This is a genomic window from Streptomyces sp. NPDC057136 (assembly GCF_042670885.1).
Lineage (GTDB): Bacteria > Actinomycetota > Actinomycetes > Streptomycetales > Streptomycetaceae > Streptomyces.
In genome coordinates this window covers 56,529-76,464 of the sequence record NZ_JBHUUV010000018.1, presented here as the reverse complement: position 1 = coordinate 76,464, position 19,936 = coordinate 56,529, and the positions used below count along the sequence as shown (strand labels likewise).

Annotated in this window: 16 protein-coding genes and 5 pseudogenes; 8 read left to right on the top strand and 13 right to left on the bottom strand. The window is 70.3% G+C overall.

Annotated features, from left to right (window positions below; genetic code table 11):
• The first annotated feature begins 1 nt into the window (after window position 1).
• Complete coding sequence (locus tag ACFT7S_RS21865; RefSeq protein ID WP_382734409.1) at window positions 2–1,228, top strand: MFS transporter; 1,227 nt, start codon at window positions 2–4, stop codon at window positions 1,226–1,228.
• A 159-nt stretch (window positions 1,229–1,387) separates the two neighbouring features.
• Here the strand turns inward: ACFT7S_RS21865 and ACFT7S_RS21860 are convergent, their stop codons facing one another.
• From ACFT7S_RS21860 to ACFT7S_RS21835, 6 genes and pseudogenes are all read right to left on the bottom strand, one after another.
• Window positions 1,388–3,142, bottom strand: a complete 1,755-nt coding sequence (locus ACFT7S_RS21860; RefSeq protein WP_382734407.1) for an NAD+ synthase — start codon at window positions 3,140–3,142, stop codon at window positions 1,388–1,390.
• 80 nt (window positions 3,143–3,222) lie between these two features.
• Window positions 3,223–4,812 carry a multicopper oxidase family protein gene (locus ACFT7S_RS21855; protein WP_382734405.1) on the bottom strand — a complete coding sequence of 530 codons (1,590 nt, stop codon included), beginning with the start codon at window positions 4,810–4,812 and terminating at the stop codon, window positions 3,223–3,225.
• A 59-nt stretch (window positions 4,813–4,871) separates the two neighbouring features.
• Window positions 4,872–5,300: a hypothetical protein gene (locus tag ACFT7S_RS21850; RefSeq protein ID WP_382734403.1), complete on the bottom strand. Its 429-nt coding sequence runs from the start codon at window positions 5,298–5,300 to the stop codon at window positions 4,872–4,874.
• 91 nt (window positions 5,301–5,391) lie between these two features.
• A complete protein-coding gene (locus tag ACFT7S_RS21845; RefSeq protein ID WP_382734402.1) occupies window positions 5,392–5,817 on the bottom strand; it encodes a CBS domain-containing protein in 426 nt (141 codons plus the stop codon).
• Window positions 5,818–5,936: 119 nt separating this feature from the next.
• Window positions 5,937–6,454: pseudogene (locus ACFT7S_RS21840) on the bottom strand (DUF305 domain-containing protein).
• A 68-nt stretch (window positions 6,455–6,522) separates the two neighbouring features.
• Window positions 6,523–7,203, bottom strand: coding sequence for a DUF3105 domain-containing protein (locus ACFT7S_RS21835; RefSeq protein WP_382734400.1), 681 nt, complete (start codon window positions 7,201–7,203; stop codon window positions 6,523–6,525).
• Window positions 7,204–7,444: 241 nt separating this feature from the next.
• Between ACFT7S_RS21835 and glnA the strand changes: the two genes are divergently transcribed.
• Window positions 7,445–8,806: a type I glutamate--ammonia ligase gene (gene glnA, locus ACFT7S_RS21830; protein WP_382734398.1), complete on the top strand. Its 1,362-nt coding sequence runs from the start codon at window positions 7,445–7,447 to the stop codon at window positions 8,804–8,806.
• A 17-nt stretch (window positions 8,807–8,823) separates the two neighbouring features.
• Here glnA and ACFT7S_RS21825 read toward each other — a convergent pair whose 3' ends face one another.
• From ACFT7S_RS21825 to ACFT7S_RS21815, 3 genes and pseudogenes are all read right to left on the bottom strand, one after another.
• Window positions 8,824–9,528, bottom strand: a complete 705-nt coding sequence (locus ACFT7S_RS21825) for a hypothetical protein (protein ID WP_382734396.1) — start codon at window positions 9,526–9,528, stop codon at window positions 8,824–8,826.
• The gene (locus ACFT7S_RS21820; protein WP_382734394.1) at window positions 9,525–9,851 is read right to left on the bottom strand and encodes a hypothetical protein; all 327 of its coding nucleotides are present in this window, start codon (window positions 9,849–9,851) and stop codon (window positions 9,525–9,527) included. The genes ACFT7S_RS21825 and ACFT7S_RS21820 overlap by 4 nt, the downstream gene beginning before the upstream one ends.
• 75 nt (window positions 9,852–9,926) lie before the next feature.
• A pseudogene (locus ACFT7S_RS21815) lies at window positions 9,927–10,052 on the bottom strand (TetR family transcriptional regulator); the annotation flags it as partial.
• On the opposite strand from ACFT7S_RS21815, the pseudogene ACFT7S_RS21810 reads away from it, so the two are divergent.
• From ACFT7S_RS21810 to ACFT7S_RS21800, 3 genes and pseudogenes are all read left to right on the top strand, one after another.
• Window positions 10,053–10,331: pseudogene (locus ACFT7S_RS21810) on the top strand (EmrB/QacA family drug resistance transporter); the annotation flags it as partial.
• Window positions 10,332–10,413: 82 nt separating this feature from the next.
• Window positions 10,414–10,638, top strand: a complete 225-nt coding sequence (locus tag ACFT7S_RS21805; protein ID WP_382734392.1) for a hypothetical protein — start codon at window positions 10,414–10,416, stop codon at window positions 10,636–10,638.
• 196 nt (window positions 10,639–10,834) lie between these two features.
• Entirely contained in the window at window positions 10,835–11,626 is a 792-nt protein-coding gene (locus tag ACFT7S_RS21800) for a putative protein N(5)-glutamine methyltransferase (RefSeq protein ID WP_382734389.1), read from the top strand.
• A gap of 82 nt (window positions 11,627–11,708) precedes the next feature.
• Here the strand turns inward: ACFT7S_RS21800 and ACFT7S_RS21795 are convergent, their stop codons facing one another.
• Window positions 11,709–12,224 carry a pyridoxamine 5'-phosphate oxidase family protein gene (locus ACFT7S_RS21795; protein ID WP_382734387.1) on the bottom strand — a complete coding sequence of 172 codons (516 nt, stop codon included), beginning with the start codon at window positions 12,222–12,224 and terminating at the stop codon, window positions 11,709–11,711.
• Between the two features lie 124 nt (window positions 12,225–12,348).
• Here ACFT7S_RS21795 and ACFT7S_RS21790 point away from each other — a divergent pair, with 124 nt between their 5' ends.
• Window positions 12,349–15,339: a bifunctional [glutamine synthetase] adenylyltransferase/[glutamine synthetase]-adenylyl-L-tyrosine phosphorylase gene (locus ACFT7S_RS21790; protein ID WP_382734385.1), complete on the top strand. Its 2,991-nt coding sequence runs from the start codon at window positions 12,349–12,351 to the stop codon at window positions 15,337–15,339.
• A 135-nt stretch (window positions 15,340–15,474) separates the two neighbouring features.
• Here the strand turns inward: ACFT7S_RS21790 and ACFT7S_RS21785 are convergent.
• Window positions 15,475–15,740, bottom strand: a pseudogene (locus tag ACFT7S_RS21785) (TetR/AcrR family transcriptional regulator); the annotation flags it as partial.
• Window positions 15,741–15,797: 57 nt separating this feature from the next.
• On the opposite strand from ACFT7S_RS21785, the pseudogene ACFT7S_RS21780 reads away from it, so the two are divergent.
• Window positions 15,798–16,214, top strand: a pseudogene (locus ACFT7S_RS21780) (amidohydrolase); the annotation flags it as partial.
• Between the two features lie 36 nt (window positions 16,215–16,250).
• Here ACFT7S_RS21780 and ACFT7S_RS21775 read toward each other — a convergent pair.
• Both ACFT7S_RS21775 and ACFT7S_RS21770 read right to left on the bottom strand, forming a co-directional pair.
• The gene (locus tag ACFT7S_RS21775) at window positions 16,251–17,150 is read right to left on the bottom strand and encodes a phosphatase PAP2 family protein (protein ID WP_382734383.1); all 900 of its coding nucleotides are present in this window, start codon (window positions 17,148–17,150) and stop codon (window positions 16,251–16,253) included.
• Between the two features lie 91 nt (window positions 17,151–17,241).
• Window positions 17,242–18,285 carry a LacI family DNA-binding transcriptional regulator gene (locus ACFT7S_RS21770; protein ID WP_382734381.1) on the bottom strand — a complete coding sequence of 348 codons (1,044 nt, stop codon included), beginning with the start codon at window positions 18,283–18,285 and terminating at the stop codon, window positions 17,242–17,244.
• A gap of 371 nt (window positions 18,286–18,656) precedes the next feature.
• On the opposite strand from ACFT7S_RS21770, the gene ACFT7S_RS21765 reads away from it, so the two are divergent.
• Window positions 18,657–19,928, top strand: a complete 1,272-nt coding sequence (locus ACFT7S_RS21765) for an extracellular solute-binding protein (protein ID WP_382734379.1) — start codon at window positions 18,657–18,659, stop codon at window positions 19,926–19,928.
• Window positions 19,929–19,936: the final 8 nt, after the last annotated feature.

Genomic DNA, 19,936 nt, shown 5'->3' with positions numbered 1-19,936 from the left:
CATGCCCCTGGCCCTGCTCGCGCTGGCTGTGAGCGCCTTCGGCATCGGAACGACAGAGTTCGTGATGATGGGCCTGCTGCCCAATGTCGCCGACGACCTGGGAACGTCCGTGCCCACCGCCGGCTACCTGGTATCGGCGTACGCGATCGGCGTCGTCCTCGGCGCCCCGCTGCTCACCGGCCTCGGCTCCCGGATTCCGCGCAAGCGGATGCTCCTGCTGCTGATGGCCCTCTTCACCGTAGGGAACCTGGCCTCCGCGCTCGCCCCCGACTTCGGCTGGCTGCTCGCCGGCCGGCTGCTGGCCGGGCTGCCGCACGGCGCGTTCTTCGGTGTCGGCGCGGTCGTCGCCGCCACGTTGGTGCCGGAGGGGCGCCGGGCGCGGGCCGTCGCGACGATGTTCCTGGGCCTCACCGTGGCCAACATCATCGGCGTACCGGCGGCCACGCTGCTCGGCCAGCACCTCGGCTGGCGCGCGACCTTCCTGGTCGTCGCGGTGATCGGCCTCGGCGCGATGGCCGCGCTCGCCCGCCTCGTCCCGCAGATCCCGGTCGAGGCACACCAGAACGTCCGCCGCGAACTGCGCGCGCTCGGCAACCGTCAGGTCCTCCTCGGACTGCTCACCGCCGTCTTCGGCTTCGCCGGCGTCTTCGCCGTCTACTCCTACCTCTCGGCCATGACGACCGAGGCGATGGGCTTCGGCGAATCCTCGGTGACGCTGGTGCTGGCACTGTTCGGCACCGGGATGACCCTGGGCGCGCTCGCGGCCGGACCGCTCACGGACCGTGCCCTGCGGCCCACGCTGTACGGGTCGCTGGCGGCGCTCGCCGTCGTGCTGGTCGTCTTCCCGTTCACCGTCCATGTGCAGTGGGCGGCGCTGGTGATGGTGGTGCTGCTGGGCGGGGTCGGGTTCATGACGACCACACCGCTGCAGATGCTGGTCATGAACAAGGCCAAGGACGCGCCCACGCTCGCGTCCGCCTCCAACCACTCGGCCTTCAACCTCGCCAACGCGGGCGGCGCGTGGCTGGGCGGCGTGGCGATCGCGGCCGGCTGGGGCTGGACCTCACCGGCACTCGTGGGCGCGGTGCTGGCGGTGGTGGGCCTGGCGATCGCGGTAACGGCAGGCGTCCTGGACCGCACGCCGGGTATGTCGAGGGTCGTGGCGGGTGGGGACGCCCACATCCACACCCACGAACCGGACTCCGGGGCCCGAGCAGAAGCCCACTGACGGCGGCTCGCACCCAGGCCTGTCCTCAATCTCCCCCATAGCCTTAAGGGCATGGGAGGGACCCCCTCGACGGGCTTGTTTCTGACCGGCAACCCCATCCAGCCCGTCCGGCGCTTGAGGACGAACCGCCCGCCGGGGGGACCCCGGCGCCAACCCCCGTCACCCCGACTCGCGCCACCGATTCGTGATCGGCAACCGCCGGTCCTTCCCGAACCCCTTGGGCGAAATCTTCGTACCCGGCGGATACTGCCGCCGCTTGTACTCCGCGGTATCCACCATCCGCAACGTCTTCACCACGAGCGCGTCATCGAACCCGGCCGCCACAATCGCGTCCCGCCCCTGGTCCCGGTCCACATACAGCTCCAGGAGCCGGTCCAGTACGTCGTAGTCGGGCAGCGAATCCGTGTCCATCTGCCCCGGACGCAGCTCGGCGCTCGGCGGCTTGGTGATCGACGCCTCGGGGATCGGCGGCGTCTGCCCCCGCTCCTCGGCCGCCCGGTTGCGCCACTTCGCGAGGCGGAAGACCGACGTCTTGTAGACGTCCTTGATCGGGCCGTACGCACCGACGGAGTCTCCGTACAGCGTCGAGTACCCCACCGCCAGCTCGGACTTGTTGCCCGGCGCGAGGACGATCTGGCCCTCCTGGTTGGAGACGGCCATCAGCATCGTGCCGCGCAGCCGCGACTGCAGGTTCTCCTCGGCCAGCCCGGTCAGCTCCAGCGACCCCATGTACGCGTCGAACATCGGCTCGATCGGCACGGTGCGGAAGTTCAGCCCCGTACGCCGCGCCAGCTCGGCCGCGTCGCCCTTGGAGTGGTCCGAGGAGTACTTCGACGGCATCGAAAGGCCGTACACGTTCTGCGCTCCGAGCGCATCGCACGCGATGGCCGCGACGAGCGCGGAGTCGATCCCGCCCGAGAGCCCGATCAGCACACTGCTGAATCCGTTCTTCGCGGCGTACGCGCGCAGGCCCACGACCAGCGCCGAGTACAGCTCCTCGTCGTCGTCGAGCCGCTCCGCGTAGCCGCCCATCAGCTCCGGCTCGTACGCCGGGAGCGGCTCGTCGGACAGCACCACATGATCGATGCGCAGCCCGTCGTCCACGCTCCCGGACGGCGCCTCGGCCGCGGCGGCCGGCAGGTCCAGGTCGAGGATCATGCTGCCCTCCGCGAACTGCGGGGCGCGGGCGATCACCTCGCCCTGCTTGTCGACGACGATCGAGTCGCCGTCGAAGACCAGTTCGTCCTGTCCGCCGATCATCGCGAGGTACGCCGTGGTGCAACCGGCCTCCTGCGCCCGCTTGCGGACCAGTTCGAGCCGGGTGTCGTCCTTGTCGCGCTCGTACGGCGAGGCGTTGATCGACAGGAGCAGCCCGGCTCCGGCGGACCGTGCGGCCGGCACCCGGCCACCGTCCTGCCAGAGGTCCTCGCAGATCGCGAGCGCCACATCGATGCCGTGCACCCGCACGACCGGCATCGAATCGCCCGGCACGAAGTACCGGAACTCGTCGAACACGCCGTAGTTGGGCAGGTGGTGCTTGGCGAAACTCAGCGCGATCTGCCCGCGGTGCAGCACCGCGGCGGCGTTCTGCGGCGACCCGGCGGGCTGGCCGTACCGGGCCTGGGCCTTCCCGGAACGGTCCAGATAGCCGACGACGACCGGCAGCTCGCCGAAGCCCTCCGACTGAAGACGGGCGGCCAGCGCGCTCAGCGTGTCGCGCGACGCGTCGACGAAGGACGACCGCAGGGCCAGATCCTCGACGGGGTAGCCGGTCAACGCCATCTCGGGGAACGCCACCAGATGGGCGCCCTGCTCGGCGGCGTGCCGGGTCCAGTGGACGATCGACTCGGCGTTCCCGGCGAGATCGCCGACCGTCGAGTCGATCTGATTCAGTGCGAGGCGTAGTTGAGGCACGCCGCCCAGTCTAATCGTCTTTCTGACGCGATGTCCTGGCGGGCCGTGCAAAATCAGGGCCGGCCCGCCAGGACGGGCGGTCAGCGCCGGTAGCCGATGACCGTCATCATGCCCGCCTCCGCGTGGTAGACGTTGTGGCAGTGCAGCATCCACAGGCCCGGATTGTCGGCGTCGAAGTCGACCGTCAGCGGGCGCTTCGGCAGGATCACCGCAGTGTCCTTGCGGGCCCCGGCCGCGCCGCCCGCCAGCGCGAAGGTGTGGCCGTGCAGATGCAGCGGATGCCACATCGACGTGGTGTTGTGGAATTCCAGCCTGACCCGTTCCCCGGCCTCTACGGGATGACGCTGATCGGCGCGGTACGGCTTCTTGTCGAAGGCCCAGTCGTACGCCGCCATGGAGCCCGTGAGCGCGATCCGGATCGTACGGTCCGGGGTGCGCGCGGCCAGGGCGACGGACTCGTCCGGAACCAGCCGGTCTGCCGTCACCAGCTTCCCGTCCAGCTCCTTCGGCCGTACGGAGGCGGTGGGCGCCGCGCCGCTCCCCGTACGCAGCAGGGCCAGGGCCGACGCCTTCTTGCCCTCGGCGAGCACGGTCAGCGGGAACACCCCGTCCCCGGCGGTGACCAGCACGTCGTACCGCTCGCCCATACCCAGCAGCAGGGCATCGGTCGTCGTGTGCCGGACCGGGAAGCCGTCGGTGTGCGTGACGGTCATCCGGTGGCCGCCGAGCGCGACCCGGAAAGCGGTGTCGCCGCCCGCGTTGATCAGACGCAGCCGGATGCGGTCGCCGGGCCGGGCGGTGAAGGACGAAGGGGACTGCGGCGTACGGCCGTTGACCAGGTAGTACGGATAGGCGACGTCGCCCGCGTCGCCGCCGAGCAGTTCGCTGGTGGCGCCCATCATCATGCGCGAGGGCCCGTCGCCCTCGGCTCGCGCGGACATCTGCGACATGTCGTGCTCGCCGTGATCCATGCCGCCGTTGTCACTACCACTGTCGCCCTCGCCCTCGCCCATGCCCTTGCTGAGCTCGGCGAGGACCGCGTCGGGTGTCGAGCCGTCTACGCCGTCAACCCAGTCGTCGAGGACGACGACCCACTCGCTGTCGTACGAGAGCGGCTCCCTCGGGTCCTCGACGATCAGCGGCGCGTACAGCCCGCGGTCCTGCTGGACACCCGAGTGCGGATGGAACCAGTACGTCCCCGGGTGCGGAACCGCGAACCGGTACGCGAAGTCCGCCCCCGGCGCGATGTTCCGCTGCGTCAGCCCCGGGACGCCGTCCATGTCGTTGCGCAGGGCGAGGCCGTGCCAGTGCAGCGAGGTCGGCTGCGGCAGATGGTTGGCGAGGGTGAGCGCCAGCGTGTCACCGGCGGTGACCCGGACCTCGGCGCCGGGCAGCCGGTCTCCGTAGGCCCAGGAGCCGACCGTGCGCCCGCCGCCCAGATCCAGGCGGGCCGGGGTCGCGGTGAGCGAGACCTTCCGTACGGGACCGGAGCCCCGCTCGGCCTCGGCCGCCGCGACCTCCTTGCCGTCGGGCGAGACGAAACGGTCGCCGGTCTTCGCGCCGGAGGCCGTACCGCCTGACGTGCCACCGGAACAGGCGGTGAGAACTCCCGTACCGGCCAGGGCGATTCCGGCGCCGAGCACGGCTCGGCGCGTGTGCTGTGCGGACATGACTGAGTGCACCTCAAAGAAGTCGGTGTGCTGGAGGAGGGCGGAGGTCACACCCGCTCCTAAATGCGCAGCACCGACAGCGTGGCGAGAACGGCCTTGCGGGGCGGCGGATCCGGCCGGGGGAGCCGCGGCAGCCGCACTCCGGCCATGCGGCCGGACAGCGGGCCCGCGCGGCGCGGCCCGACCAGCCGGAGTGCGAGCAGGGCCACGGCCCAGGTGCTCAGTACGGCGAGGCAGACGGCCATCGGGTCCATGCCGCTCATCGGCGCGGCATCGGCGGCATCACGGGCCGGGGAGGCATGGGGGAGTGCGGATGAGGCCGCGGGAACGGGCTCGGGCGCCTCGTGGCCCCTGTGTGCCGCGGTCGCCGAAGCCCCGGGCGGTGGGTGTTCGGCGGGATGCCCGACCGTGTGCATGGTGGCGATCCCGAACAGCAGCGCGACGAACAGCAGCCACTGCCCGAACGTCGCACTCCTCTTCCGCTCCACGTCCGACACCCTACCCCCGCCGGGTATGCGAGCCGTGGCCCCGGCACGCCCTTCGCCAGGGGTGTCGGGCCACGGCCGTCACGATGGCGTGTCAGCTGCGCGAGTAGACCTTCTCCGCCCAGCCCGCGATCTGCTCCTCGGAGAGGTGCTGCGCCAGATCGGCTTCGCTGATCATGCCGATCAGCTTCTTGTTCTCGATCACCGGCAGACGGCGGATCTGGTGCTCCTGCATCTCCTGCAGCACCGCCTCGACGCCCGCGTCCGCGTCGATCCAGCGCGGCGTGCCCTGGGCGAGCTCGCCCGCGGTCACCTTGGACGGGTCGCGGCCCATCGCCACACAGCCGACCACGATGTCGCGGTCGGTGAGAATGCCGACCATGCGGTCCTGTTCACCGTTGGCCGAGATGGGTAGCGCGCCCACCTTGTGGTCGCGCATCATCTGCGCGGCACGGTCGAGCGTCTCGTGGGCCGGAATCCACTGGGCCCCGTTGTGCATGATGTCTTTGGCGGTCGTCATGAAGGGTTTCCTCCTGCGTGCCGGTGGGCACTGGCGTACGGCCCCGAGCGCACCCATCGTCGTGGGGCCGCCCGGGGGCACGCGACCGCTGCGACCCGTTCGGGTGGGCCGCCATATGCCTAAGGGCGGGGCTTCGCGCCCCTGGCCGTCAGCATGTCGGCCATCAGATCCAGCTCGGACCGCTGGGCGTCGACCATGCCCTGGGCGAGCCGCTTCTCGACCTTCACGGTGCACAGGCCGGCGCAGCCACGGGCCATGTCGACACCGCCCTTGTGGTGGTCGGTCATCAGCTGGAGATACAGGATCTCCGCCTGCCTGCCGTCGGCCGCGCGGAGCCGGTCGAGCTCGGTCCTGGTCGCCATGCCGGGCATGAGGGCCCCGTCGTGAGCGGTGAACCCCGAGCCCTCCGCCCCCGCCGTGCCGCCCATGTCGTGCCCGCTGTAACGGCCTGCTGATGGTGGACGGCCATATCGCGCGCGAATCCCGCGTCGGCCGAACCCGCCGAGGGGACCGACGCCACGCCGGCCCCGTCGCCCGACCCGGAACCCGCAGCATCGCCCGACCCGTCGCCCCGCGCGGAGGCGACCGTCGCCGCCCCCGCGAACAGCAGGGCGAGAGCGACGGCGGAACCCGCCACCCACCGCGTGCGGCGCGTGCGCCGCGCGCTCTCGTCCGCCGGCTCCGTGCCGGCGTCGGGCTCGGGCGTCACCCGGCGGCCCCGATCCCGCCCGTGCAGGGCGCGCCGGGCTCGGGTGTCTGCGGGCCCTGGACGTACTTCGCGAAGAACTGGGCCACCCGCCGGTCGTCGGCGCTGTCCACCGTGACCTGCTTGCCCCAGGCGCTCAGCATGATCGCCCCGGCCTGGTCCTCGTACGGGCTCATCAGCGAGTACGGGGTGCTGTCGACGCGGCTCGCGAGCTTGCGCACATCGGCGTCGGTGGCCTTGCCGGTGTACGTCACCCAGACCGAACCGTGTTCGAGGGCGTGCACGGCGTTGACGTCGGGGACGGCCTTCTCGTATACGACGCCGTCGCAGTTCAGCCACGCCTGGTTGTGGTCACCGCCGACCGGCGGCTTCATGGCGTACGTCACCTCGCCGGCGACGTGGTTGCGGGTCAGCTTCTTCGCGTCCCAGGACTTCTCGTCCTTGATGGGCTCGGCGGCCAGCGCCGACTTGTCCTCCGCGGGCGGCTTGCCGTCCTGCGCCACCTCGTCCGCCCTCTTCTCCTTCGCCTCGGACTTGTCCAGCACGAGGTACGAGCCGAAGCCGACCAGACCAGCGACCACCAGGGTGCTCAGCGCTATGGCGACGACCCGGTTGCGGCGGTCGCGCGTGCGGTCGGCGTTGCGCATCTGCTCTATGCGGGTCCTGCGGTCGAAGCTCATGTCGGCCAGTCCTTCTGCGAAGGGGGAGAGGGGAAAAACAGGTCCTGAAACGGGCATGCGGAGGGCCGTCGCGAAGCCGCGGCCCCCCTTGCACGCCTTGGGCGCCGATCGTAGTGGGTGGCCGAGTGCTCTCTCTCACACCGAGTGCGTAATCTGGGTGAAATCCCGGGTCGTAATACTGGAGTTCCTCCCCTACCCCGGGCGGTGGTGCACAGACCGTCTGAACTGCAAGGATGTGGCTATGGACAAGCAGCAGGAATTCGTCCTCAGGACACTCGAGGAGCGCGACATCCGCTTCGTACGGCTGTGGTTCACCGATGTCCTCGGGTTCCTCAAGTCCGTCGCCGTGGCCCCCGCGGAGCTGGAGCAGGCGTTCGACGAGGGCATCGGCTTCGACGGCTCGGCCATCGAGGGATTCGCCCGGGTGTACGAATCGGACATGATCGCCAAGCCCGACCCCGGCACCTTCCAGATCCTGCCCTGGCGTGCGGAGGCGCCCGGCACGGCCCGGATGTTCTGCGACATCCTCATGCCCGACGGTTCGCCGTCCTTCGCCGACCCCCGCTATGTGCTCAAGCGCATCCTCGCCAAGACCTCCGACCTGGGCTTCACCTTCTACACCCACCCGGAGATCGAGTTCTTCCTGCTGAAGAACAAGCCGCTCGACGGCACCAGGCCCACGCCGGCCGACAACTCGGGCTACTTCGACCACACCCCGCAGAACGTCGGCATGGACTTCCGCCGCCAGGCGATCACCATGCTCGAGTCGATGGGCATCTCGGTCGAGTTCAGCCACCACGAGGGCGCCCCCGGCCAGCAGGAGATCGACCTCCGCTACGCGGACGCGCTCTCCACCGCCGACAACATCATGACGTTCCGCCTGGTCATGAAGCAGGTCGCGCTGGAGCAGGGCGTGCAGGCGACCTTCATGCCGAAGCCGTTCTCGGACTACCCGGGCTCGGGCATGCACACCCACCTCTCCCTCTTCGAGGGCGACCGCAACGCGTTCTACGAGTCGGGCTCCGAGTACCAGCTCTCCAAGGTCGGCCGCTCCTTCATCGCCGGTCTGCTGAAGCACGCCGCCGAGATCTCCGCGGTCACCAACCAGTGGGTCAACTCCTACAAGCGCATCTGGGGAGGCTCCTCCCGCGCCGCCGGCGCCGGCGGCGAGGCCCCCTCGTACATCTGCTGGGGCCACAACAACCGCTCCGCCCTGATCCGCGTCCCCATGTACAAGCCCGGCAAGACCGGCTCGGCGCGCGTCGAGGTCCGCTCCATCGACTCCGGCGCCAACCCCTACCTGACGTACGCGGTGCTGCTCGCCGCGGGCCTCAAGGGCATCGAGGAGGGCTACGAACTCCCGGCCGGCGCCGACGACGACGTCTGGGCCCTGTCCGACGCCGAGCGCCGCGCGATGGGCATCGAGCCGCTCCCGCAGAACCTCGGCGAGGCGATCGCCCTCATGGAGAAGAGCGAACTGGTCGCCGAGACGCTCGGCGAGCACGTCTTCGACTTCTTCCTCCGCAACAAGAAGCAGGAGTGGGAGGAGTACCGCAGCGAGGTCACGGCCTTCGAGCTGAAGAACCTCCTGCCGGTGCTGTAACCGCAGGCGACCGCAGATCAGCAGGTGGGGGCCGGGGTCACTTCGGTGGCCTCGGGCCCCCAGGGCAGATGACGCAGGACGCCGGGCTTCGCGGCCTGCTTCGCGCTCTCCGTCTTGTCGTCCTTCTTCTTGTCCTTGTCGTTCTTGGTTCCGGTGGCGGGAACCACCCGGACCGTGACGCCCTTGGCGTCCACCGCGACGAGTTCCCCGCAGACCGGGCCCGCCGGGGTTCGTACGGTCACGAGCTGGGTGTCCGGCTTCTTCTCCTCGGCCGCGGGTGCGGTCCAGGTGAGCAGGACGGCCGCCGCCACCGCGACGACGCCGCCGGTGGTCGCCCAGCGGACGAAGTGGATGCGGTCCACGATCCGCTTCCGTTCGGTCTCCTCCCAGTCGAGCAGACGCACGGCATCGGCGTACCGCAGATGGTCCCCCGGCCTCCCGTGCGCCGCGGACACCGCTGCGAACGCGGCGGCCAGCAGGCCCGCGAAGGCGCCCACGAGAAGGGCGGTCACCGCCAGCCGGTAGCCCGTGGTGAGTTCGGTGACGTTGTCGCGGCCCTTGAGGATCAGGACCGCGGTCAGCAGGCCCGTGCCGAGGGTGAGGAAGTTGCGCCATCCCTCGGCCTGGCGGCGCGCGATGTCCAGTTGCGCGTCCAGCATCTCCCGGAGCCGTGCGTCGGCACGGTCCAGCTGGTCCGTCGTGTACCGCCCGGCCCCGCTCATGAGGAACCGGCCGGCGGGCGTACCGCGGTCCAGGAGAGGCCGCAGCCGCCCTTCTCCTGGGTGTCCCCGGGATGCGCGTGCGCACACCGGCACACCATGTACGTCTCCTCCGGGCCCATGCGGTCGATCTTCGCCGGGCCTCCGGGGCCCTTCGTGACGCCGACCTGGACCTCGATCGGGGGCTGGTAACTCGTCTCGCCCCTGCACCGTGGGCAGTTACCGAGGACGGTCAGGCTCTCACCGGTGAACTCCCAGGTGAAACCAGTGACTTCGGTGGGGTGCTGGCGTCGCAGATAGCGCGCTGACGCGTCATGGTTCGGCACGGGCCGATGCTCCTGATCCGGTGGCGGGCGAGTGTTCCGGCGGCGGAAATTATGTCAGGAAGCAAGGGCGCAAGGTCAGTTGAAGCCTCTGGCCATCTCGTCGAGAATCTTGTCGATCAGGGCGGCCGGATCGCCGGTCAGATCCTCCTCGATCCACATCCGCATCGCGATGCGCAGCGAGGACAGGAACGCGGCGGCCATCTCCTCCAGAACACCGTCCCGCTCGGTGAACTCGGCGCGGCCGGCGGCGCGATCACCTTCTTCCGGTCCCTCGGCGGCACCATCGGCGTCTCGGTGCTCGGCGCGGTGCTCGCCCACCAGGTCGCCACGAAGATCACCGAAGGGCTCACGAAGCTGGGCATCGACCCGGCCGCCTCGTCCTCCGGCGGCTCGACCCTGAACGTGGCGGCCATCGCCGTGGTCGGAGTGGTCGCCTCGATGTTCCTGACCTCGACGAAGCTGCGCGACAGCGTGGATCTCCAGCCATTTCGCGGCAGCCGATGCAGCACTGGACGGGCCGCGACCGGGCACGGACAATGGAGTCCTGCTGAACGGGGGGGATATGACCGCAGTGCTCGTACTTCTCGGCACGTTGTTCTCACTGATCGTGCTCCTGGTCGTGAGGGTGAGTCTCCGTGCGCGACGCCGTACGCAGAATTTCGACGGCCTGGAGATCGAACGCCACCACAGCGCGGAGATCCGGGAGACCCGGGCGGCCAACACCTCGATAGCCGTCCACAATCGTTTCATCGATGGTGGCCGCGACCACCGCTCGCCCCGACGCTGACCCCTCTGCCCCAGGGCCCCGCACTGTTCATCAGGCCCTGGGGTATGGTGATCACTCCCCACACGGGGACGTACTTCAGGAGGTGAGACCCATTACCGCTGTATCAGGCTGGGTGCTCCCTTCCGACGATCGCGTGGTCGACCCGACATAGACGATCGCGGAGCGCCCATCGGCGTTTTCCGAAAGGCTCCGCTTCATGTCGGTTTCCGCGTCACCGCTTTCCCTCTCGTCGATCGTCACCACCCTCCGCGCCGCCGGCTGTGTCTTCGCCGAGGACGAGGCCGCACTTCTGCTCTCCACCGCCGACACCCCGGCCGTCCTGGCCGCCATGGTCGAACGCCGCGTCGCGGGTCTGCCCCTCGAACACGTCCTCGGCTGGGCCGAGTTCTGCGGACTGCGCGTCCATGTCGGCCCCGGCGTCTTCGTGCCCCGCCGCCGCACCGAGTTCCTGGTCCAGCAGGCCGTGGGCCTCACCCCCACCCCGTCCGTCGTCGTCGACCTCTGCTGCGGCTCGGGAGCCCTCGGAGCCGCCCTGGCAGCGGCGCTTGACGAGGTCGAACTGCACGCCACGGACGTCGAACCGGCGGCCGTACGGTGCGCCCGGCGCAACGTCGGCAGCCTCGGGCGGGTCTACGAGGGCGACCTCTTCGCACCCCTGCCGGAGTCCCTGCGCGGACGCGTCGACGTACTGCTCGCGAACGTGCCGTACGTACCGACCGGCGATGTCGAACTGCTGCCCGCCGAAGCGCGCGTCCACGAACCGCGCGTGGCACTCGACGGCGGCGGCGACGGACTGGACGTCATGCGCCGAGTGGCCGCCGAGGCACCCCGGTGGCTGGCGCCGGGCGGCAGCCTGCTCGTCGAGACGAGCGAGCGTCAGGCGGCGCGGGCGGAGGAGGCGGTGGGCAGCGGCGGACTGATTCCGCGCGTGGTCACCTCCGATGAGCTGTACTCCACCGTCGTCATCGGCACCAGGCCGGCGCCCTGACCAGTGGGGTGGGAGGGGGGCCGGGCTCCCGGCCCCCCGTCAGGTGACTCCCGGCCCCCCGTCAGGTGACTCCGGGCCCCCGTCAGGTGAAGCGCCACCGCGTCTGGCCGAACGGCTCGCCCTTCGCGAAGCCGAAGGCCGTACGCGGGGCCACCGCGAAGACCAGGGCCCGGCCGCCGGCCTCGGTGAAGAACGCGCCGTCCCGGACGTCGAAGTGCCAGTCGGCGCCGTACTTCGCCTCCCAGGCGGCGGCCAGCCGGGTCAGCCCGGCCTCGTCCGTCACCTGGTCCGCCCGGCCCTCGACCACCAGGTCGAAGCCCTCGCCCAGCGCGTTGGCCCCGGTGGTCAGTACGGCCTCGGGGTTGGCGATCAGATTCTGTGCCTTGCGTTCGGCCGGGCCCGTGCAGAAATGCAGGGCGCCGTCCGCCCAGACCCCGATCAGCGGGGTGACGTGCGGGCGGCCGTCCGGGCGGACCGTGGACAGCCAGTAAAGCTCCGCCTCCGCGAGCAGCGCGGCGGCGTCCTGCCACGGGCGGGCCGTGGCGCCCTCGCTGCTGTAGCGGGCGTCCAGCTCGGTGACCGGGTCCTTCTCGGACATGGCGGACCTCCTGTTCCTTCATCGTGCCGGTGAAGTGCGGACTCCGCCAGCGCTCCGAATCCCTCGGTGCCCGGCTAGGCTCGAACCGCGAGTATGTGACGGTCGGCAGGCAGGAGAGCACGGGATGACGACGGTGCCGGGGCGCAGAAGCAGTACGTTCACCCGACTGCTGCGGCACGGTTTCACCGACCCCTCCGCCGCCGAACGGCACCTGGAACTCGACGCCCTGTCCTCCGTACGCTCCGATCCCGTCCTGCTCGAAGCGCTCGGCGCGACCGCCGACCCCGATCTGGCGCTGCGGAGCCTCGTGCGGGTGGTCGAGGCCGAGGACGCCGAAGAGCGGCGGAGGCTGCTGGACACGCTCGTCACCGCCAAGCCCCTGCGGGACCGGCTCCTCGGCACCCTCGGCGCCTCGGAGGCGCTCGGCGACCATCTGGCGCGCCACCCGCGCGACTGGCAGGCGCTCGTCACGTACGAGGCCACCGACCTGCACCCGGGGGTGGCCGAATTCGAGCGGGGGCTCGCCGAGGCCGTCGACGCGGACTCGCTGCGGATCGCCTACCGCCGCTGCCTGCTGGCCATAGCGGCACGCGACGTGTGCGGCACCATCGATGTCGCCGAGACCGCCGCCGAGCTGGCCGACCTGGCGACGGCCACCCTGCGGGCGGCGCTCGCCATCGCCCGTACGGCCGCGCCCGCCGACGCCGCCCTTTGCCGGGTCGCCGTCATCGCCATGGGCAAGTGCGGCGGCCATGAACTGAACTACGTCTCCGACGTCGACGTGATCTTCGTGGGGGAGCCCATCGACGGCGTCGAGGAGAGCAGGGCCGTGCCCGCCGCCACCCGGCTGGCCGCGCACATGATGCGGATCTGCTCCGACACGACCGTCGAGGGCACCATCTGGCCGGTCGACGCCAACCTCCGCCCCGAGGGGCGCAACGGTCCCCTCGTCCGGACCCTCTCCTCCCACCTCGCGTACTACCAGCGCTGGGCCAAGACCTGGGAGTTCCAGGCGCTGCTGAAGGCCCGGCCGGTAGCCGGTGACCCCGAGCTGGGCGCCGAGTACGTCGAGGCGGTATCGCCGCTGGTGTGGCAGGCCGCCGACCGGGAGAACTTCGTCGCCGACGTACAGAAGATGCGCCGCCGCGTCGTCGACACCATCCCGGTCGACCGTGTCGACCGCGAGCTCAAGCTCGGCCCCGGCGGGCTGCGGGACGTGGAGTTCGCCGTCCAGCTGCTCCAGCTCGTGCACGGCCGCAGCGACGCGAGCCTGCGCAGCGGATCGACGCTGGAGGCGCTGCGGGCCCTCGCCGAAGGCGGCTACGTCGGGCGGGTCGACGCCGCTCAGTTCGACGAGGCGTACCGCTTCCTGCGGGCCATGGAGCACCGCATCCAGCTCTACCGGCTGCGCCGCACCCATCTGGTGCCCGAGGGCGAGGCGGATCTGCGCCGGCTCGGCCGCTCCCTCGGGATGCGCACGGACCCGGTCGCCGAGCTCAACAAGGCGTGGAAGCGCCACGCGTCCGTCGTACGCCGGCTGCACGAGAAGCTTTTCTACCGGCCGCTGCTGGACGCCGTCGCCCAGCTGGCACCCGGTGAGTCCCGGCTCAGCGCGAAGGCCGCCGGCATCCGGCTCGAAGCCCTCGGTTACGCGGACCCGATCGCGGCCCTGAGGCATCTGGAGGCCCTGTCGTCCGGGGTGTCCCGCAAGGCCGCCATCCAGCGCACGCTGCTGCCGGTGCTGCTCGGCTGGTTCGCGGACTCCGCCGACCCGGACGCCGGACTGCTCGGCTTCCGCAAGGTCTCCGACGCGCTGGGCAAAACCCCCTGGTATCTGCGGCTCCTGCGCGACGAGGGGGCGGCGGCGGAGAACCTCGCCCGCGTCCTGTCGGCCGGGCGCCTCGCCCCGGATCTGCTGCTGCGCGCCCCGGAGGCCGTCGCGATCCTCGGTGACCCGGGTGGCCTGAAGCCGCGTACCCGTGACCACCTGGAGCAGGAGGTGCTGGCCGCGGTGGGGCGGGCCGACGGCGCCGAGTCCGCCGTCGCCGTGGTGCGTGGCATACGGCGCCGGGAGCTGTTCCGTACGAGCGCCGCCGACATCATCCGCTCCTACGGTACGGAGGAGAGCCCCGCCGAACAGGACCTGGGCGCACTGGTGGACCGGGTCGGCTCCGCGGTCTCCGACCTGAACGCCGCCACCCTGTCGGGCGCTCTGCGCGCCGCCGTGCGGGAGCATTGGGGGGACACCCTGCCGACCCGTTTCGCGGTGATCGGCATGGGCCGCTTCGGGGGGCATGAGCTGGGATACGGCTCCGACGCGGACGTGTTGTTCGTCCACGAACCGCGTGAGGGCGTGAGCGACCAGGAGGCGGGCCGGGCCGCAGGCATGGTCGTGTCCGAGATGCGAAGGCTGCTCCAACTGCCCACGGCCGACCCGCCGTTGCTGATCGACGCCGATCTGCGGCCGGAGGGCAAGAGTGGCCCGATGGCGCGCACGCTGAAGTCGTACGAGGCGTATTACCGGCGTTGGGCGCTGGTCTGGGAGAGCCAGGCGCTGCTGCGGGCCGAACCCGTCGCGGGTGACGAGGAGTTGGGGCGCGAGTTCATCGACCTGATCGATCAGCTGCGGTACCCGATGGAGGGGCTGGGGGACGACGCCGTCCGCGAGATCCGCCGGCTCAAGGCCAGGATGGAGTCCGAGCGCATGCCGCGCGGCGCCGACCCGACGCTCCACGCGAAGCTGGGGCGCGGTGGGCTCAGTGACGTCGAATGGACCGTACAGCTGATGCAGTTGCAGCACGGCTGGGTCGAGCCGGGGCTGCGGACGACGCGTACGAGGGAGGCACTGGCCGCGGCGTGCGCGGCCGGTCTCATCCCGACCGAGGACGCGCAGACGCTGGACGAGGCGTGGGTACTGGCGACGCGGGTGCGCAACGCGGTGATGCTGGTACGGGGGCGGCCGGGCGACACGTTTCCCTCGAACCCGCGCGAAGTCACGGCTGTGGGGCGCTACCTGGGGTACGAGCCGGGGCATGTCGGCGACATGCTGGATGACTATCGGCGGATTACGCGGCGGGCTCGGGCGGTGATGGAGGAGCGGTTCTATGGGGCGTGACGGGTCCTGGTTGTGGCCGGGTTCCCGCCCGCGACCGGGTTCCGTCCGTGCCGGGGGCTCCGCCCCCGGACCCCCGCTCCTCAAGCGCCGGAGGGGCTGGATTCTGCTGGCCCGGCATGATCCAAACGACGTCGGACGCGGTGTCGCCAGGATGTCCGAGGGTTCCCACATCGTTTCCGGGGCCGCCAGGTCCAGCGCCGAGCCCAGGACCAGGTTCTCCAGGGCCGTGATCACCGCCATCACTTCCGTGACCGGGAACCCCACCCCCAGCAGGAGCCGTACCGCCCGCTGATCGTGCGCGGGTGGGCCGCGAAGGCGGCGCGGTAGGAGCGGGCCCAGGCCGTCATCGCCGCGTCCCAGGGCTCCAGGGTGAGCGTCGACGTGTCGATCGCGTGGAGGACGTGACGGACCTGCCGGTACGGCTCAGGCTCGCCCCTGGCGCATGCCCGGCGCGGACACGGATGCGGCACCGTATCGAGCACATCGAGACCGTGCCGCACGCTCTGGCCGCCCGGTTCGCGGAGCTCGGGGTGGTCGCCTCGAAGCAGCCCACCCATACCGCGTACACCCGGGCCGACCGCACGGACGGGTGGTCCGAGCGACTTGGCGACGAGCGGGCGTCGAGGGCCTGGCGCTGCCGCGTACGACACCGAGCCGGTCGCCGCCGAGCAGGCGCTGACCGGGCCGATGGCGCTGGAGGGCTGCACTTCGCATGCGGCGGTGGCCGCCAGGGAACAGGCCTTCGCGGGCCGGATCGCCCCCGGCTACCGGGCCCACCTGACCGCCTTCGGTCTCCGGTGGAGGCACCCGCCGACGAGCCGGCGGAGGCCCCGGTACGTCTGACCGTCACCGGTGGCCGCATCGTGCACCGCTCCGGAACGCGTCCGGCGCCGGGTCCCCGGCGCCGGTTCTCAGGCGCGGGACGAGCCGGTTCTCGCTGCCGCGGCCCCCGGGGACAGGGCCCCCAGCCGTCCCCGGCCGGAGGACACCAGCTTCGGGAGGCGGTGCGGCAGCGAGCCGTACCAGGCGTACGACACCGCGTAACCGAAGGTCAGGCAGGTGATGCCGCCCACCGCGTCCAGCCAGAAGTGGTTGGCCGTCGCCACGATCACGATCAGGGTGGCCGTCGGGTAGAGCAGCCCCAGGATGCGCGCCCAGGGAGCCGAGGCCAGCGCGAAGATGGTCAGACCGCACCACAGCGACCAGCCGATGTGCATCGACGGCATCGCAGCGTACTGGTTCGACATGTTCTTGAAGTTGCCCGAGGCCATCGAGCCCCAGGTCTGGTGCAGCAGCACGGTGTCGATGAAATTCCCGCCGTTCATCAGGCGGGGCGGTGCGAGCGGGTACAGGTAGTAGCCGAGCAGGGCGACGCCCGTGGTCGCGAAGAGGACCAGTCTGGTCGCCGCGTAGCGGCCCGGATGCCGGCGGAACAGCCAGACGAGCACACCGATGGTGACGACGAAGTGCAGCGTCGCGTAGTAGTAGTTCATCGACACGACCAGCCAGGTCACCGAGTTGACGGTGCGGTTGACCGTCTCCTCGAAGGCGAGGCCCATGGTCTTCTCGGCCGACCAGATCCAGTCGGCGTTGCGCAGGGCCGCGGCCCGCTGCTCGGGGACGGCGTTGCGTACCAGCGAGTACAACCAGTAACTGACCGCGATCAGCAGGATCTCGAACCAGAGCCGAGGCCGACGGGGTGAGCGCATCGACCGGAATCTCGTCGACGCGCTGTTCCGCTCCGGCTCGGGGGCTGCCTCGCCGAGCGTGGGTGCCGCGGTGGCCGCTGTCCGGCCTTCCTGTGTCTTCACGTGCGATTCACCCATAGGCGCAGAGTCTGCCAGATACGTCCCACACTCCCCGATCATCCTCCGGTCGGGACCCGGTTGCACGCCCTGCACTTTACGGGCGGGCGGAAGCGCCGGAATCGGGCCCGGGACCGGAGGCCGTCGAGCCGCGAACCACCAGTTCAGGCATGAATACGAACTCACTGTGCGGGGCGGGCGTCCCGCCGATCTCTTCCAGCAGGGTCCGCACCGCGGCCTGGCCCATCGCCGTCACCGGCTGCCGGATCGTGGTCAGCGGCGGATCGGTGAACGCTATGAGCGGCGAATCGTCGTACCCCACCACCGACAGATCGCGCGGCACCTCCCGCGACAGCCGGCGGGCCGCACGGATCGCACCGAGCGCCATCATGTCGCTCGCGCAGACCACCGCGGTGCAACCCCGCTCCATCAGCGCCGAGGCGGCCGCCTGGCCGCCCTCCAGCGTGTACAGAGAGTGCTGGATCAACTCCTCGACCTCGTCCGCGGTGAGGCCGAGCTGCTCCTGCATCGTGGCGTGAAAACCCTCGATCTTGCGGAGCACCGGGACGAAGCGCTTGGGTCCCACCGCCAGACCGATCCGCTGGTGCCCCAGCGAGACCAGGTGCGTCACCGCCAGCCGCATCGCCGCCCGGTCGTCGGGGGAGATGAACGGCGCCTGGACCTTGGGCGAGAAACCGTTGACGAGGACGAAGGGGACACCCTGTGCGCGCAGTTGTTCGTAGCGCTGCATATCGGCGGAGGTGTCGGCGTGCAGGCCCGAGACGAATATGATGCCCGAGACGCCCCGGTCGACGAGCATTTCGGTGAGTTCGTCCTCGGTGGAGCCGCCGGGAGTCTGGGTCGCCAGCACCGGGGTGTAGCCCTGCCGCGTCAGCGCCTGACCGATGACCTGGGCCAGCGCCGGGAAGATCGGGTTCTCCAGCTCGGGCGTGATGAGACCGACCAGGCCCGCGCTGCGCCTGCGCAGGCGTACCGGGCGTTCGTAGCCGAGGACGTCGAGCGCCGCGAGGACGGATTCGCGGGTGGCAGCGGCAACGCCGGGCTTGCCGTTCAGTACACGGCTGACCGTAGCTTCGCTGACCCCCGCCTGAGTTGCGATATCGGCAAGCCGTGCGGTCATGAAAGGGGACTGTACCGGGCTGGTGTCGGATTGCCCACCGTGTGCGGGAATCGGCCTTGCGGGCCGTTCCGGGCTAGCGGAATCGAGGGCTTTCGGCCTTCGTGCAGCAACATCTTGCAACATCTTGCGAACGCTGTTTGCTGGCCGCAGTCAGATCGTCGCACTGCGCATATACCGTGTGTGGCCTGCTGTGGGTAGGGGTACGACGCTCTCGTCAAGAGTCCTGACGGCAACCTTGAGGACACGCGGATGTAACGATCGCCGGAGCTTGCAGAAATCTTCCGCAAGGTCTTTCGGTCGTCTTTCATCCTTGTTACGTTCACGTCGACCCGGCGCCGCGACGGAGCGGTACGGCAGTTGAAGGAGTTCAGATGCGACGTGGCATAACGGCCACCGCCCTGGTTGCGGCCCTGGCGCTCGCGGCGACCGCCTGCGGCAGCGACGACAAGTCCGACGGCAGCAAGAGCTCGGGAGAGCTCTCCGGCACGGTGACCTGGTGGGACACCTCCACCGTCGGCAGCGAGGACAAGGTCTTCAAGAAGCTGGCCGAGGGCTTCGAGAAGAAGCACCCGAAGGTCGACGTCAAGTACGTCAACGTGCCGTTCGGTGAGGCGCAGAACAAGTTCAAGAACGCCGCTCAGGCCGGCGCGGGCGCCCCCGACGTGATCCGCTCCGAGGTCGCCTGGACACCGGAGTTCGCCGACCTCGGCTACCTGGCCCCGCTCGACGGCACCACCGCGTTGAAGGACCAGGACGACTTCCTCAAGCAGGCCGCCGCGTCCACCAAGTACAAGGACAAGACGTACGCGGTCCCGCAGGTCATCGACTCCATGGGCATCTTCTACAACAAGAAGATCTTCAAGGAGGCCGGTGTCGAGGTCCCGGCGTCGATCGCCGACCTGAAGACCGTCTCGAAGAAGATCAAGGACAAGACCGGCAAGACCGGCCTCTACCTGCGCGGCGACGACGCGTACTGGTTCCTGTCCTTCCTGTACGGCGAGGGCGGCGACCTGGTGGCAGCGTCCACCAAGTCCATCACCGTCGACAAGCCCGAGGGCGTCAAGGCGTTCAAGGTCGTCAAGGACCTCGTGGACTCCGGTGCTGCCAAGACCGACGCCACCGACGGCTGGGAGAACATGCAGTCGTCGTTCAAGGACGGCAAGGTCGCGATGATGATCAACGGCCCGTGGGCCGTGGCCGACACGCTCGCCGGCAGTGAGTTCAAGGACAAGACCAACCTGGGCATCGCCCCGGTCCCGGCCGGCTCCGCCGGTCAGGGCGCCCCGCAGGGCGGCCACAACCTCGCCGTCTACGCGGGCTCCAAGAACCTCGACGCCTCCTACGCCTTCGTCGAGTACATGACGTCCGTGGAGACCCAGGCGCAGACCGCCGGTGAGCTGAACCTGCTGCCGACCCGCACCTCCGTGTACGCCAAGCAGGAGGCCGTGGACAGCGAGATCGTCGGCTTCTTCAAGCCGGTCGTCGAGACCGCCGTCGAGCGCCCCTGGATCCCGGAGACAGGCAGCCTCTTCGCGCCGCTCGTCACCGAGTACACCAAGGTCCTCACCGACCAGACCACGCCGGAGAAGGCCGCAGCGGCCACCGGTGACTCCTACCGCAAGCTCCTCAAGGGCTGGAAGTAACCCAGGAA